This is a genomic window from Kangiella sp., from assembly GCF_048265365.1.
Taxonomy (GTDB): Bacteria; Pseudomonadota; Gammaproteobacteria; order Enterobacterales; family Kangiellaceae; genus Kangiella.
The window spans coordinates 13029-26854 of sequence record NZ_JBLXBT010000003.1; the positions used below are offsets into that span (position 1 = coordinate 13029).

Below are 13826 nucleotides of genomic sequence, written 5' to 3' on the forward strand. Positions count from 1 at the left end.
CCTCGCTATCCCGCAGGGGCTTTTACCCAGATAAGATACTGCGCGAGCCATTGGCTTCTGTGGCCAGCACTGAAATGCTCGCATCTATGATCGTAGGGGAAACGAATTGCTCAGCCTGGACGCCCATTCCATCCTCAAGGCCATAGCCGTGCTTCTGATTTGGATCAGTTGCGCGGTGGTCGCCTCATTTTTCATGTTTCCCGCTTGGGAAGTGATGAAGATGATTCTTGTGGGCCTTTCACCTCTTATCGCAGCAATAGCGGTGCTGGGCGTTACTTTCCTGCTATCGCTGCAGGATAAGCGCCGGTCGAAATCAGATTCCGACAATGAGCGTCAGTAGCTGCCATCCCGACTCAATGCACCCCATCCAAGAGCAGGATCGGCAGCGTCACCGCATTGCCTCAGCCCAATAGAAAGGAATCCCCTCCATGATCGAGCAGCCCATAAGCCCTGAAGACGAAGCCCGCTTTATGCAGATCATGGCCGGTTACGACGAGGCCATGCGCGAGCACTTCACCGGCCCGGCGCCGATGTGTCACTTCACGCCGATGGAGTTTCACGACGCCGAAGCCGGCGACGGCAGCGGCTACCAGTGTGTGCATTGCGGCCACACCGAAGACGCTGACGAAGCATGGGCCAAGGTCGCAGCGCGCAAGCAGCGTCAAGCCGCCACCAACTGAAAGGAACCTCTACATGACGCAACTAGAACAGACCATCATCGCCAACGCTAAACGGGAACTGGCCGTTGTGCTGGTTTACTACGGCCAGAAAGCGGCCGGCATCAAAGCCGCCAAAGGCGAGGACGCATGGCTGGAATACCTGGGTCATTACAACTCGCTGAACGCGCTACTGTCGCTTGCCCACCAGGCTGAATCAGGGCTCAGTGAAGAGGGCACGCAAGCACTGCTCGATATCGAAGCGCAGCACACTGAAGCCTATCGAATAATGGCGAGTTGAAAAGGAACCCGCCCCCATGTATGTGAACGACGCAGAATGCCAAGCTGCAGGCCTCGACCCCGCCGAGGTGGCCAGGATTACACGCGGCCTGTCGCGCTACGCCAAGCAGGCGCAGGCGCTGGGGTTGTGCGTGTTTGGCGGCTCGGGCTCGGGCTCACTTCGCAAGGATGACCACCCGCGCGGCGCGCTGGTACTGGCTTCGCTGGACGGTGTGTTCGATGGCGGCGACGGCGCATGCCGCCCGGACGAAGAGGGCCTGATGCGCGGTGAATATGCATGACGCAGTGGGTGGGTATGAACGTCTGACGGCAGCGGCATGTGTAAGCGCTGCTATCACGGCACTCACGAGGCGCCACTAGACCTGTGTGAATCCTCAACAGGAATGTCCCGAACATAGAAGGCAATGCCAGCGAAAATGGCTTGCAACACCGTCCAGATCACCAGTTGGGTGTCGGCGCTAAAGATATGAGGCATCTGCTCCCAATCCTCCCGCATCCAAAGCGTTACGCCCCCCAGCAGTAGGAATGTGATCGTGCACTTCTGATGATTGCCGCTGTAGCGGTGAACACAGGCCGCGATCACCGATACGAAAAAGAAGGTCCAAGTAATCATCCGGGTATTGGCCGCTCGAACTGGAATGGGCTGGACGCTATGGCCGTAAACGGAGGCTACAGCATCCCTGATCCATCAGAAACACTCATCGGGCCAGCGCGTGTAGGGCAAACATTTCACCGCACTGCTGGCGATAGCTCTCAAGCGTCATCGCTGGATCATCCTGACCGAGATCGTAGCCGACATTCTCCTCATACCAGGCTGACAATTCGGCTCGGTCCATCACGGCAAAATCGGGCGCCGCATCCGCCGCCGAAAGCTCATCCGCGAACGCGGTTTCCGTGGTTCCGTTCGGCAAGCTGATCGTGAACATCGGCCCGACCTCTTCACGGTCGAATTCAGCTGGACTCAGAGGACCAACTACCGTGGCCACCACCGGCCCCGGCCCATCTGAATCAGTGCTGCTCCAGATAACACGAGAGTTGGGCTTGAACATGCTGCGTACCTCTGCGCAATGGTTTGGACGCGTTCAGCATCACTCCATCCTGCAGAAACCCAAGTGCCCGCCTCAGAAGCCGAACGCCGCCTGCTGCCCCCAGCTGTTGTCCTGACTGGAGTTGAACGCCAGATGGACCGGCACAGCAGGGGTGGCGTCGATACGCGTCCGCAGCAGCTCATCGTAGCGCTCAAGGATCGCTGCCGGATCAAGATAGAGCGCTTCAACCCCTACGAGTCCTGCAACCGTATGCCGAACCTCAGCAAGCCGCTTCGCCTCGTCCATCGTCGGCAGGCGAGTGGGCCAGCCCTTTTGGTACTCCAACCCGAGGGGAATTTTTTTCTCTGCAATCTCGCGCAGTTGTGCCGCCCGCTTTGCAGCTTGAAACCGATCTGCAAGCTCGCTGCCCAGCAGGTGTGGAGCGACATCGCCCAGCCAGTTGTTAGACTGGAATGCGAATGTTGAGCTGGCCTCAAGCTCGACCATCGTGCGGTAGATATCCTGGTTGTCGATGCAGGTGGTGGAGGCCTTCAGATCTGCCGCTGAGGACATGATGCAAAATGCGCAGGAAACCCGTGTCATCCCGTACCGGGTATAGGCCTCATGAAGCTCCAGGCCTCGCCGCGCAATCGCAGCCTTCACCTCATCGATCTTCCACTCGATCACCGGATTCCAGGTGAAACCCTGGGCTCCGCGCTGAGCAAGGCGTGGATCTGCCTTGGCAACGTCCGCTTTGCGGCGACCGGCGCTTTCTTCCCGACGAATTCCGGTGACGTTGAGAATTTCCTGGCCTTTGAAACGTTTCTTGAGATAGCTGGCAATCACAGCGCTCTTCAGCTCTGACGTGCAGAAACGCATGCTTGGAGTGCTCCAGGGCAGAATCAGCTTCGCGCACGAGAGGTTTTTATAGCGCTCAACGTTGTTGTTCCAGCGAGTCTGCCAGCGTTCCATCATCCCTCCGGCTTTACGCTCTACAACCACCACCTCCCAGCCCAGTCGTTCGCCCAGCGCGTGGCACTTGGGCAGGCTCTGCCGCCACTCCACCGATCCAAGGTCTGCGTGGATCAGTAGGCGCGCCCCGGTGTGACCGATACGGTCCAGATATTCGCTTGTGGCGATTGCGCAGGCGTCTGAGTCTTTGCCACCACTTACGCCGATGGCAACGACAGCGTTACGAGCGAGCATGTTTTCGACTTCGGGGGTTGTGGCGACGGCTGGGGATGACATTCGGCAGCTCCTGTTGCTTTGTTCATCCAGCATCTCGCGATCTGAATGAATCCCAAGCGTGGCCGCCAGCGCCTACCGCGAGCCAAGCGCTCGTCATCCACATCCTGGATGGGTAGATGCCGGTGGCGCTCGCAGCCGTAACCGGAAGCGCGAATGAGGTGATCCCGGCGCTGACGAAGTACGGCGACCGACAGAGCACTTGGGTTCCTTCGAGCAGGTGAGACGCTATGCGTACCTACAACTCAAGGGGCTGCAGCATGACCACACAAGGCACACAACAACCAACCGAGCTGCTGGGCGAAACCTGTCTTGACGGCGGGAAATGCCATCATCGTTGCGAGCAACGCTGTTTCCGGCGTGAATGCTGCTCTCCGTTCTCGACGTACAGCGGGCCGTGGGCCTACGAACATCCAGGCACAGAGTGGGCCGAGGCTCCATCGTCTAAGGCGCGGCAGGACCAGGGTGAGTTCGAGATTGATGGCATTCAGGTGCGCCGCAACGAGGTCGGAGACTGGGAGTATCTGTGCGAGGGGCACGGCTTCGATCCAGATACTTGGAACGCGTGCATCGATATCTTTGGGCCATTCGGTGGCAGCGGGGTAGAGCGGCTGCTGAATGCCTACGCAGACCTTCTCGCTAAGCAAGCGCCAGAAGAGGTAATTGAGCCCATGGACACCCTGCCTGAGCAGAACCACGCATTCCATCGGGACGCAGGGGGATGGATCAACGTCGCTGATCGTCTGCCTGAGCGTGACGCTGGCACGGTCTGGTGCTACGGCACATACGAAGGTCAGCATGCAGTGTGTGGGTTTGAGGGGCTGTACCGCGACGGGAAATGGTTCTGCCTGAACAACGGCGATTATATCGACGGTGGATACGGCGCTGACTACCAGGCGAAGGTAGCGTTCTGGATGCCGCTTCCAGCAGAGCCGAACGAGGATACCAAGGGAGCCGACGCATGAATCCGCGCATCTTGAAGAAGCTAAGCAAGCGCGTGGCCGTCCACGCGAAAGCGCTCGGCTACAGCATCGATCTGGACGGGCCGTGCGCGGCCTACCACACCCCTAAGCGGGCGAGTCGGAAACCCTCCCACCGCTCACGGTACCGTCACCGGGAAGGCTCATTGCGCTTGGGCGACATGCTGACACCCAAGCGCACGGCATTTTTCTGCTGGACCGACTACGGCCCAGACGGAGGGGAAGGAGATGGCGATATCGCCTGGTCGCACGCAGCTCGGATTGTTCGGGAAGAGCTACAATCCAATGCGTTGGACTGGTCGCATCCATGCGTAGAAGATGGCGCTTACCCTCCCTACGTTGACGGAAAGCCGCCGAAGCTTCCACGCAATACCTGGTCCATGCTTCGTGCCATCGAGCATAAAGTGCTTGTGGAGAAGGAGCGCCAAGCTCTCAAAATGCTTCGGTATCAGCGCATGAGAGACGAATGGCGACAGGCAGCAGCGAGGGAAAAATGATCTGCTTTGTTACTGATGTGAATGCTGGCGAGCCTGACATTCTGGTGACCATCGCCAACGGTCCCTTGGAGATCTGCGATCTGCGGGGAACGCGGATTCATGCTGAGCCGGCTCCTGCATCTGGCTGGACACATGAGGCGTTGCTTGCCATAGCCGGCTTACTGAAAGACCGCACCCAGGATGGTGCAGATGCTTTCATAGCCGGCGAATGGGTAGGAAGCACGGAAGTCTAAAACTGACAACAATCGTGTCAGATACCAGCCCAATTTCCGGGTTTCGATCTATAGCATGGCGTGAAACTACCCACGCCGTGCTCCATGAAAACCACTGCCCTCATTCTCGCTGCTTTTCCGGCTGCCATCTCACTGGTGTGCACTGCCGCACCGGCGACGTTCGACCAAGCGAAAGTTGAGCTACGCGAGCGCGTCTACTTCGACCGTAACCTTCAGGGTGACACCTACTGCGGCTGCACATGGCGCTGGGTTGGTCGCACGGGTGGACGCATCGACCCCCGGTCTTGCGGATATGAGGTTCGAGCGTTACCTGAGCGTGCGGCGCGGATCGAGTACGAGCACATAACGCCGGCCTGGTCGTTTGGTCACCAGCGCCAATGCTGGCAGAACGGCGGGCGGAAGAACTGCGTGGCGACCGATCCTGTGTTCCGCGCCATGGAGGCCGATGCACACAACCTCACCGTAGTCGTCGGTGAGGTCAACGCTGACCGATCCCATTACAACTACGCACAGCTCTCCAAAACCCCCTATCAGTACGGCGCATGCGCGACCCGCGTGGATTTCAACCAGCGTGCAGCCGAGCCTCGCGACGAAGCCAAAGGACTCGTGGCCCGTGTGCAGCTCTACATGCACGACTGGTACGGCTTGAGGATGTCCCGGCAGCAGCAGCAGCTTTTTACCGCCTGGGATCGCATGTACCCACCCAGCGACTGGGAACTCGAACGCGACCGGCGAATTGCGAAGGTGATGGGGCACAGCAATCCCTATGTCACCGGCGAGCGCACCTGGTCGGTGGGGCAGCAACCGAGTGGCGACGGACTTGCGACACCGGGCGTGGCCACTCATCCCTTCCAGGGGAAGAATTCCCGCTCCATTTCGCAGCACTCACAAATGACGGGCGCCACGGCAGGCAGCGTTATAGGCAACCGCAATAGCCGCGTCTATCACCTGCCGACTGGTTGCCCCAGTTATGACCTCGTGCGCGAGCACAACCGCGTTAGCTTCCAGACCGCTGCACAGGCCGAACAAGCAGGCTTCCGCCTGGCTGGGAATTGCAGATAACCGAAACCTCCACGATCCGAGGGCCACATGCTCAAGATTGCCCAGCAAACCATTCACAGCAGCAACGGAGCCGCCGTCGCAACCGAGGTTCTGGCGCGCCTGCAGCTTGGCGACACCGTGCTAAGCCCACCTCGCTTCATGGCTGGCAAGTCGATGGCATCATGGTTCGCGCTCGACATTGAGGTGCTGCGCATGCTGCAGGCCAGCACGGCGCAGCTCCATTCACCGCTGCTCGTGTTCATGAACATATCGGCTGCAACACTCGACATCCGTACATTCTTCAGCCTGTTCCAATCGAAACTGATGGCGCTTGATCCAGAAGTCCGCAATCGCCTGGTGATCGAAATTCCAGAGAGTTCCGATATGCGTGGCGCTGAGCTTGTGAGGCGGCTGCGTGCGATCAAGAGCACCGGAGCCAAGGTAGCCATTGATGATTTCGGGCAGGAACACGCCAATCAAGAGCGCCTGGAGGCGTTCGATTGGGACTTCTGCAAGATCGATCTCCCGGCAATCCAGACCACGGAAAATCTGAACTGGGTTGATGCAGCAATCCGGCACTGCTATGCCAACAAGACGCACCTGATCATGGAGAAAGTCGAGTCGTCGCAAGATATCGACCACCTGCTGCATCCGATTAGGAATACTGCGTGGTTTCAGGGGTACTGTTTCTCGCGGCCTGAAGTCGTAGGGCCGACTCATGCTCTGGTGGGGCTTGAGCAATCTCGTGCAAACGCTGGGGTGTTGGCGTGGGGCTGATGCCAAGATGATTTTGCCGGCACGAACAGCCGGGCATGGCGGGCAATCTTCAAGTTACGGCCCCTATGGGCTCGCTGGTGCTCCTTTTGGACGCTGAGGGCTAGGACTACACGCCACACCCGCAGAACGACCTTGCGAGGCGTCTCCTGCGGGATTCTGGAAAGCGTAGCGGTCAGTCCCAGGCTTCATTTTGAAGTGGTTCGGCTGAATCACCACCGCCCTCAGCTTCAACAACAGGCCGCTATGCGGCGATCAAGGCCGCTACTTCCAGTGTGCCTGCGCGATTTCGCTCACCAACCACGACCAATAGCCGCAGATCGTGTCCTCATTGGCCACCGCCTCGCGCCACATTTGGCGAGTGAACATCGGATGCTCACCGGCGCCTTCGGGGTTGTACTTATCGTCAAGCTGATCGGCGCTCAGATGCGCGTCTTCATCGTAGCCAGTGTTGATCACCAGGCCCTCATGAAGCTGGCAGACGGGCATGAAGATTTCCGCCTCAGTATCCTCACACACCAGCCGCACGGTCGCCCGATCAGCCGCGAGGACCTTCCACTTCGATCCGGCCATAATCGGCTGGCCATCGCCATCTTCATAAGCTACGTCCTTCTCAGCTTTGAGAACGCACCCGAGGGGTAGGAGAGGGACATCCAGCATGCCACTGTAATCGCCGTCGCTTGGGAATGCCTGATGGCCCTCAGGGGGCGTCAGCCAGCTCTGTTTCTTGGGATCGAACACCATCAGGGTGAAATGCTCGGCACGGTTCAGGGTGACATTCGCATTGAAGGCATTCAGCGCCGCCGTCGCCTGTTGGGAGGGGTAATCCATGACATCAACCTCAACGCCATGGACGCCTACCAGCTCGCGATCAGCCTCGTGCAGATGGATGGTGGCCTTGTTGGGCAGGACATGAACCTGGATTGAGCTAGTCGTAACCGACATGTGAAAACTCCGTTTTTGTTGAAGGTGCAGCGCAATGCTGTCTCATGGGCGCTTAAACCCAAGAGCAGGGAAGTGGGGGCTTAGCTGAGCAGGTGGGGAGTCACATAGCGCTCAAGATCCTGATAGGACCAAAAGTCCCAGGCCTCTTTCGCTAGTTCCTCGCAGCGGGCTTCAAGGCGAATTTGTTCCGCCTCAACCGTCATGACAACCGGATGTTCGGAGGTAATTCCTGCGCCCGTTGCATCGGGCCGATGCTCGACATACCAACCGTCCGCACGTCGAGGCTGCACGAAAGCCGACCAGCCGCTGATGATCGACAGTCGGCCGAAAGGAGAGTCCAGCCGGGCCTCGACAAGGCCGTGAGCGAAGTCCTGGTGATTGCCGGAAAATCTGCTCCTCGTGACCGACACCACTACGGGTCCGTCGATTTCGCCCTGGTGCTCCAACCAGTCCACGAAGGAGCTGAACTCAATCGACTCACTCATGGCTAAGCCGCTCGGCAACAGCCTTAGGGTTACAGCCGGCGAGACGGCGCCCGTAGATCGTGTAGTTGCGCCAACCATCGTTCAGGCACTCGGTCTGGTGCTCGATCATGTACGCCTGAATACGTTCAACGACATCAGGGTGCAACTCGAACCCGTACTGGGAACTGCTCGGCAAGATGAAGGCCAGCCAATGCTCGCTTCTGGAGCTAGGCATCACGGGCATCGGTACCGGCGTCAGTGCAAGTTCAAGTCTGCAGGCGGTGACGATGGTCAAAGGCGAATGATCGGACATCGGGGGCACTCCGGGAGGCTGGTATTGCCCACACTACCGCTGCATTGGTCAAACCCAAGGACTACGCCGCCTCTGCTGCGCGCTTGAAGGTAAGGGGGATATTCGGCCGCTTGCCGTCACGCCGGCCCACGAATTCGTGCATGATTTCCAGCACTGGACCGTTGATAGCCAGAACCTTCATCGCTCGCGTGCTGGCGACATACAGCAGGTTCATTTCGTCCTCGAACTGCTCAAGCGTATTTTCCGGGTTGAACGGCTCGAAGGAGAAGTCATCGCTTAGCTCCACCGCATCCCATTCCAGGCCCTTGGCTCGGTGCGCTGTACTGACCGAGATTGTGGCTTCCAGCTCGTCCTTGACTGCCGTGCGGCGAAGTTTGGCAAAGAGGTCGGGCAGGGCGTTTTTGTACTGCTCGACCACTCGTAGCGTGCGCTGCATCTCAGCATCTTGGCTCTCTGTTGCGATTTCCTCGTACAGGTCGAACGTAGGATATTCTTGCATCAGGCGCTTGTTCTTGATTTTGTCCCGCTGCTCGGCATAGAGCCAATACAGGTCTTCGATGTCCTGCAGGTGGTAGCTATCGATGCCGCCGACCCAGTAGATTTGCTCATTCTTGGCCTGTGCAATCAGGGCCGTCTCGATGACGCCGATTACAGTGCGGCAGAGAACGGTACGGTGCTCCAGGTCCTCGGGAAGGGTTTTTGTCACTCGGGTGGCCTCGCCCAGCCCTACCAGCGGCCGCGTTTCGCCTTTGAAGTGCAGGATCATGTTCGCCACCTTCGCGACGGCCGGGCCGAAGCGGAAGCTCTGGGTGAGGTAGTGCGTCTCGGCCTTGTCGAGCCAGTGAGCATCTAGCGCATCGACGGCTCCCCTGAAGCGATACAGCATCTGGTGGCCGTCACCGCACACAACAACACCCATACCGTATCGCGCTTGGTCAGCAAGGACGCCGGCCAGCAGAGGGTTGATATCCTGCGCCTCGTCCGCCAGCACAATATCGAAACGCTTCGACAGATCCGGGCGGGTGAGCGCCCACGCCTTCAGGTACCCATCGTGGGTCTGGAGGACAGAGGTATCGCGCACATCGAGCATGCGATTCCAGAGATGATTGGCGCTGGCGACGATCTTTCCTGCGGCGCGCTTCATGCGTTCGTTCTTGAGCCTGCTCGATGGCACATGATCGATTGTGATGCTGTCATCCGCACTGGCCAGGAAGGCATTGAGCGTGTCTTGCACCGCGCGCACGAAATCCCAGCTCTGACTCGAAATCGCGCGGGCGATATCAGTCAGCCTGAGATTCCCGGTGAGCTTGTGCTGGTACTTCGCACCCATCGAACCATAAGCAAGCCCGTGTGAGGTCTTGCATGTCACATGGAGTGGGAATTTCTCTTTGGCCGTTATCTCGACACTCTTGTTGTAGCAGAGGTAGAGAATGCGCTGTTGGGGATGAGCTTGGGCATACCCAACCAGTGTGGTTGTCTTGCCAGTTCCGGCGAATGCGACAAGCCTGATCAGGCGAGCAAGCGAGTTAATCGCAGGTTGTTGCTCGTGCGTGAAGGCGAATGACATGGTTACTTCCTCCTGGGCTGAATGAAATTATCCCTCGCTCAAAAGGAAACCCAAGCATTACCCATTATCGCTCCGCGATATTTACACAGAACGGCTGCTCACAGTCTGCAAGTAGGCCTACGCTGTAGGCGGCAACCAACCCAAACGCCACTACGGGAACCAAGGCATATAACGCCTTAGGATACCTTTTCCCGAACTGCAAGAAACACCACATGAAGGCCAGGAAAGCAATAATTAAGAGAAGAAAAGACATGTGCAAAGACCTCGTTTAAGACTAATTTAATTCGTCAACCACCGCAGCAATTAGCACAGAGGTCGCTTAGCCTTAACAATAAATTCGTACCAGCGAAACAGCACAACGATGCCACAAAGATCTCTTGCCAGACACCATTGCAGCGCAAGCGATACCGCATCCAAAGCGGTCACGTTGCATCACCTTCTTGATTCGGCAGGCCGTCTCCCAGTCGTTCATCAAACTATCTCGCGGTTTGGTTTCGAATGTTCATAGCCGCACCTATCACGAGGATGGTCACGCCAGCGCAAACTAGGACAAGGGGCAACGGCATGCCGACCACCTCAATCCCAGCAAGCGTTTGGAAGATGCTCTCCCATTGAACACCGGGATCGGGCTGACCGAGCACAAAAAGTGTGACGCCAATGTGGATGCCCATTACGCCTGGGATGAAAGACCACCCAAAGAAATCAGCAACCATGTGCAGCATCGTGTAGAACAAGTACAGAAACAACGCTGGCAACGCAAAGATGAAAATCACAAACTCAACAAGTACGGACATACGAGTTTCCTGACATATTTAGATGATTACTTTTACCTGAGAATAGTCTAAGGCGCGACTACTGATTCAATTCGCAACCGACTCCCCAGGTGAACATATTAGGTAGTGCTTCACACGCCTCTACTCTCAAAGCAGAACGCAAATGGCTGTTGGACGGACTGGACTGTGCTCTTTAACGGCCGTATTTAACCATGCAGCCGCTGCCGCGTTGCACTTCTCCTGCGAGGAGAATCCAGGAACGTGTGTTATTGCCTGGCCACCACTTGAACTTCCAGTCGCCAAGGACAAAATAAGTACCCAAACATTCATACAATTTCCTCAAAAACTTCAGCAGCCAATCGGAGATAAGATGCAGTAACGATCCTGCCAACCCATGTCAGCATTGATAAACCATAAGATCATCCCAGTGATGATCAAACTTGAAGCTACGCGAGTAATCCAAGGTTTACGGAGGAAATAGCCGTAGGCAAAAACGATAGGCGACAGTGCAACACACATGACGCCGATAGCCCGGAACAGGCTGAAATAGTCAGTAAGTGCGATGACACCAACGGTGATGCACAGCACCGCAGTAACTCGCAGAATGCGGCCCATTGGGTCAGCGGCAATGATGCCCATGGTCGATGCCCTCGATCACTTCAGTCCGAAGTTGCGCTTCAGCTCTACGATGCGTAGGACGCGCTTTCGGTGGGCCTGGGCGGAGCCCTCATCAGCCTTAAACGCGCCGTATGCGACAGCTGCGGTGTACTGTTCGTCCTGCTTTACCAGATCCAGCAGTTCCTGAAGCTGTTCCCGCATCTCGTCGAAGATGGCCATTGTCGATTACCGTGGTTTGTTCGCTGAGGTAGGTTGATATGAGTCCAGCATGACGACACTTAGCGCAATCCCAATGCCATGCCGGCATTCTCCCATAGCCTGCACACATGGAAGGCCTGAAAGGTCACCACTTTCTGGTAAGAAAACTAGGACAATGCCAATGAGGTATTGGTAGCCCTGTATGGCCCGCACATAGCTCTCGACGCCTGCTTGCGGCAAGCACAGTCGATTAGGCGATCACCCGTGAGCTACTGCCTCCTGACTGGCAGCCCTTTGACGGAACTGGCCCGCTGATCATCAAGAGAGTTGTAGTAGACATCGACCGTGGTCCTCATGCTCTCGTGGCGCAAATCAGCCTGCAGATCTTTTGCATCACGCAGCGGTGCGTCGAAGGTTGCTGAGGTGTGGCGCAGCCAGTGCAGAGACGCATCACGGAGACTTTCGATTTCCGTCTCGTTCCAGGCGTCGTGTTTCATCCGTTCGATGGCTTGGTCAAATACTCCCTGGATGAGCAGACGAATTTGCCGATCACTCAACCCGGCGCGCCCATTGAGGGCCTGCAGAAGCGGCGTGCGCTCTCCAGGGGCTGGTGTTGCTGAGAGGCCAAGGTGGCGCCGGTAGCGCGCCATGTAGGTGTTCATGTAGTCGTCACGAACGCTGATTTTGGCAGCTTTGTTGCCCTTGCCGACCACATGGAAGAACCAAATGCCCTGTCCGTTGCGCCGGAAGTCCCCCATTGTTGGCTCCCAGTTATCCCGGCCAACCAGATCGGACACCCGCAAGTACATTGAGAAGATGGTGGCTAGGATGAACAGGGTGCGCTCATGTGCGTCATCGGCATCAGCCATTCTCTCGGCGGTTTCGATCACGTAGTCCCACTGCAGGGGCGTGAGCGACCGACTGCCCACCTCCCAGGTATTTCTCTGCTTGTACCGCGTCTTCTGCTTGATCGCCCGGAAAGGATTTGCCTCGGTGAAACCTTCATCATTGGCGTGCTGATAGAAGCTGCCGCAGACGGCGAAAATCTGCGCCACGGAGCCCTGAGATGGGGTGTATTTTTTTTCCTGGCAGGGCGTTCCTGAATTGAGTTTGGCGCGCTTCGGGGCGACCGCATTGAAGGGGCGCCAAGCCTCGTTGACCTGATAGACATCGCTGTCTTGGGCCTTGCGTCCGCCGATACGGTTGAATCGTGACTTGACCACCGGGCCGACCCATCCAGGAGGAGGATTCAGACAGAACTCCATGAAGGCCTCGGCATCGACGCGGGTCAGATCCAAGATGGGTTTGCGACGGATCAGCAGCGACCATACCACCTGAATGGCCGGCATCAGGTCAGCTTGGGTTCCCTTGGATCGTTGGTAACTTGAGTACATCTCCCGCTGCAACGAGACACCCATGCAAGCCAAAATCATCAAGCCCAAGGCTCCGCACGCGAAGCTGCGCATGCTCGATCTGATCGAGCGCGGAATCATCATTGCAATCTCGCGCCTCACGGTTGACCAAGTGGAGACAGATCACGGCTGGGTCGTGCAAACGCTGGCCATCGGCGCGACTCACGATACGCCATCCGCCTTCCCGGTGGTCGTCATCGATCAGCACGCTGACGATTGCGAGGCCATGAAGTACGCCGTATCGATCTTTGAAGCATTGAAAGCCCGAGGCCTGCTCAGCTCGGATCAAGCTGCTCGGTACCGACGCGCTCTGATCACGCTCGTGCCGCAAACATCCAGGACTGAGGGTTGAATTCATGACCACTACAGATAGCCAGGCTGCACCGCATGAGCTGCTTCGTGAGGAGTTCTGTGCATTGGCCAAGGCAGTTCGCCTTAGCAACCACGGCCGGCGGTGGAATGTTGAGCTTGGAGAGCATTATTCGGCTTTCTCGGACGCCGAAACGGCAGACCTTGCCCTTCGTGACGTGCACCGTGCTGCCGTTAATAACGCCCTCTTCTTCAACGATCCTGTGCAGTCTGGCTCGCTCTACGGCACAACCACCCTCCCCCCGGCCCATGTACTCGATCAGTACCCGGACCTGATCGAACTGTTCCCGAATGCCGTTGCGATATGACGCTGGCCTCTTCTCTGAGCCCGCCTATGCGGGCTTTTTTCTACCTGCCGTAAAAAATACTTTTAAGTCTTTCCACGTAAGCTTTTTAGCTCTAATCAACGCTCG

General features: G+C 57.4%; 23 protein-coding genes. 11 read left to right on the plus strand and 12 right to left on the minus strand.

The features are described from left to right. Nucleotides 1-106 precede the first annotated feature (106 nt). The 4 genes from ACN0VI_RS12910 (at nucleotide 107) to ACN0VI_RS12925 (ending at nucleotide 1237) form a co-directional block, all read left to right on the plus strand. Complete coding sequence (locus ACN0VI_RS12910) at nucleotides 107-340, plus strand: hypothetical protein (RefSeq protein WP_230486063.1); 234 nt, start codon at nucleotides 107-109, stop codon at nucleotides 338-340. Nucleotides 341-428: 88 nt separating this feature from the next. After that, the gene (locus ACN0VI_RS12915; RefSeq protein WP_019405868.1) at nucleotides 429-680 is read left to right on the plus strand and encodes a hypothetical protein; all 252 of its coding nucleotides are present in this window, start codon (nucleotides 429-431) and stop codon (nucleotides 678-680) included. Nucleotides 681-693: 13 nt separating this feature from the next. Continuing rightward, nucleotides 694-957, plus strand: coding sequence for a hypothetical protein (locus ACN0VI_RS12920; RefSeq protein ID WP_040138036.1), 264 nt, complete (start codon nucleotides 694-696; stop codon nucleotides 955-957). Nucleotides 958-973: 16 nt separating this feature from the next. Beyond that, a complete protein-coding gene (locus ACN0VI_RS12925) occupies nucleotides 974-1237 on the plus strand; it encodes a hypothetical protein (RefSeq protein WP_417447067.1) in 264 nt (87 codons plus the stop codon). 62 nt (nucleotides 1238-1299) lie between these two features. Here the strand turns inward: ACN0VI_RS12925 and ACN0VI_RS12930 are convergent, their stop codons facing one another. The 3 genes from ACN0VI_RS12930 to ACN0VI_RS12940 all read right to left on the minus strand — a co-directional run bounded on the left by ACN0VI_RS12930 (nucleotide 1300) and on the right by ACN0VI_RS12940 (nucleotide 3232). Further along, nucleotides 1300-1569: a hypothetical protein gene (locus ACN0VI_RS12930; RefSeq protein ID WP_063542343.1), complete on the minus strand. Its 270-nt coding sequence runs from the start codon at nucleotides 1567-1569 to the stop codon at nucleotides 1300-1302. Between the two features lie 85 nt (nucleotides 1570-1654). Continuing rightward, nucleotides 1655-2005: a hypothetical protein gene (locus ACN0VI_RS12935; RefSeq protein ID WP_364520932.1), complete on the minus strand. Its 351-nt coding sequence runs from the start codon at nucleotides 2003-2005 to the stop codon at nucleotides 1655-1657. A 72-nt stretch (nucleotides 2006-2077) separates the two neighbouring features. After that, nucleotides 2078-3232, minus strand: a complete 1155-nt coding sequence (locus ACN0VI_RS12940; RefSeq protein WP_417447068.1) for a phosphoadenosine phosphosulfate reductase family protein — start codon at nucleotides 3230-3232, stop codon at nucleotides 2078-2080. Between the two features lie 257 nt (nucleotides 3233-3489). On the opposite strand from ACN0VI_RS12940, the gene ACN0VI_RS12945 reads away from it, so the two are divergent. The 5 genes from ACN0VI_RS12945 to ACN0VI_RS12965 all read left to right on the plus strand — a co-directional run bounded on the left by ACN0VI_RS12945 (nucleotide 3490) and on the right by ACN0VI_RS12965 (nucleotide 6757). Beyond that, nucleotides 3490-4194, plus strand: a complete 705-nt coding sequence (locus tag ACN0VI_RS12945) for a DUF551 domain-containing protein (RefSeq protein WP_417447069.1) — start codon at nucleotides 3490-3492, stop codon at nucleotides 4192-4194. Then, nucleotides 4191-4706 (plus strand): hypothetical protein, encoded by a 516-nt coding sequence (locus tag ACN0VI_RS12950; protein WP_019405861.1) that lies wholly within the window; start codon nucleotides 4191-4193, stop codon nucleotides 4704-4706. The genes ACN0VI_RS12945 and ACN0VI_RS12950 overlap by 4 nt, the downstream gene beginning before the upstream one ends. Beyond that, complete coding sequence (locus tag ACN0VI_RS12955) at nucleotides 4676-4939, plus strand: hypothetical protein (RefSeq protein WP_125869317.1); 264 nt, start codon at nucleotides 4676-4678, stop codon at nucleotides 4937-4939. Before ACN0VI_RS12950 ends, ACN0VI_RS12955 begins: the two co-directional genes overlap by 31 nt. An 84-nt stretch (nucleotides 4940-5023) precedes the next feature. Beyond that, nucleotides 5024-6001, plus strand: a complete 978-nt coding sequence (locus tag ACN0VI_RS12960; protein ID WP_230486070.1) for an endonuclease — start codon at nucleotides 5024-5026, stop codon at nucleotides 5999-6001. A gap of 27 nt (nucleotides 6002-6028) precedes the next feature. Continuing rightward, nucleotides 6029-6757: an EAL domain-containing protein gene (locus tag ACN0VI_RS12965; protein ID WP_417447070.1), complete on the plus strand. Its 729-nt coding sequence runs from the start codon at nucleotides 6029-6031 to the stop codon at nucleotides 6755-6757. Nucleotides 6758-7018: 261 nt separating this feature from the next. On the opposite strand, the gene ACN0VI_RS12970 is transcribed toward ACN0VI_RS12965, so the two are convergent. The 9 genes from ACN0VI_RS12970 to ACN0VI_RS13010 all read right to left on the minus strand — a co-directional run bounded on the left by ACN0VI_RS12970 (nucleotide 7019) and on the right by ACN0VI_RS13010 (nucleotide 13065). Next, a complete protein-coding gene (locus ACN0VI_RS12970; RefSeq protein WP_019406669.1) occupies nucleotides 7019-7699 on the minus strand; it encodes a hypothetical protein in 681 nt (226 codons plus the stop codon). An 80-nt stretch (nucleotides 7700-7779) separates the two neighbouring features. Continuing rightward, entirely contained in the window at nucleotides 7780-8184 is a 405-nt protein-coding gene (locus ACN0VI_RS12975; RefSeq protein WP_417447071.1) for a hypothetical protein, read from the minus strand. Beyond that, nucleotides 8177-8476, minus strand: a complete 300-nt coding sequence (locus tag ACN0VI_RS12980; protein ID WP_417447072.1) for a hypothetical protein — start codon at nucleotides 8474-8476, stop codon at nucleotides 8177-8179. Before ACN0VI_RS12980 ends, ACN0VI_RS12975 begins: the two co-directional genes overlap by 8 nt. Nucleotides 8477-8537: 61 nt before the next feature. Further along, nucleotides 8538-10043 carry a UvrD-helicase domain-containing protein gene (locus ACN0VI_RS12985; protein WP_230486074.1) on the minus strand — a complete coding sequence of 502 codons (1506 nt, stop codon included), beginning with the start codon at nucleotides 10041-10043 and terminating at the stop codon, nucleotides 8538-8540. 476 nt (nucleotides 10044-10519) lie between these two features. Next, entirely contained in the window at nucleotides 10520-10837 is a 318-nt protein-coding gene (locus ACN0VI_RS12990) for a hypothetical protein (RefSeq protein ID WP_417447073.1), read from the minus strand. Nucleotides 10838-10963: 126 nt separating this feature from the next. After that, nucleotides 10964-11146 (minus strand): hypothetical protein, encoded by a 183-nt coding sequence (locus ACN0VI_RS12995; protein ID WP_417447074.1) that lies wholly within the window; start codon nucleotides 11144-11146, stop codon nucleotides 10964-10966. An 18-nt stretch (nucleotides 11147-11164) separates the two neighbouring features. Continuing rightward, nucleotides 11165-11455 carry a hypothetical protein gene (locus ACN0VI_RS13000; protein ID WP_044316032.1) on the minus strand — a complete coding sequence of 97 codons (291 nt, stop codon included), beginning with the start codon at nucleotides 11453-11455 and terminating at the stop codon, nucleotides 11165-11167. Nucleotides 11456-11470: 15 nt separating this feature from the next. Next, nucleotides 11471-11653, minus strand: coding sequence for a hypothetical protein (locus ACN0VI_RS13005; RefSeq protein ID WP_044316033.1), 183 nt, complete (start codon nucleotides 11651-11653; stop codon nucleotides 11471-11473). 248 nt (nucleotides 11654-11901) lie between these two features. Further along, nucleotides 11902-13065: a tyrosine-type recombinase/integrase gene (locus tag ACN0VI_RS13010; protein WP_417447137.1), complete on the minus strand. Its 1164-nt coding sequence runs from the start codon at nucleotides 13063-13065 to the stop codon at nucleotides 11902-11904. Between ACN0VI_RS13010 and ACN0VI_RS13015 the strand changes: the two genes are divergently transcribed. Beyond that, the gene (locus ACN0VI_RS13015) at nucleotides 13049-13396 is read left to right on the plus strand and encodes a hypothetical protein (RefSeq protein WP_279648797.1); all 348 of its coding nucleotides are present in this window, start codon (nucleotides 13049-13051) and stop codon (nucleotides 13394-13396) included. The two genes, ACN0VI_RS13010 and ACN0VI_RS13015, sit on opposite strands and share 17 nt — an antisense overlap. A gap of 4 nt (nucleotides 13397-13400) precedes the next feature. Continuing rightward, nucleotides 13401-13721 carry a hypothetical protein gene (locus tag ACN0VI_RS13020; RefSeq protein WP_279648796.1) on the plus strand — a complete coding sequence of 107 codons (321 nt, stop codon included), beginning with the start codon at nucleotides 13401-13403 and terminating at the stop codon, nucleotides 13719-13721. Nucleotides 13722-13826: the final 105 nt, after the last annotated feature.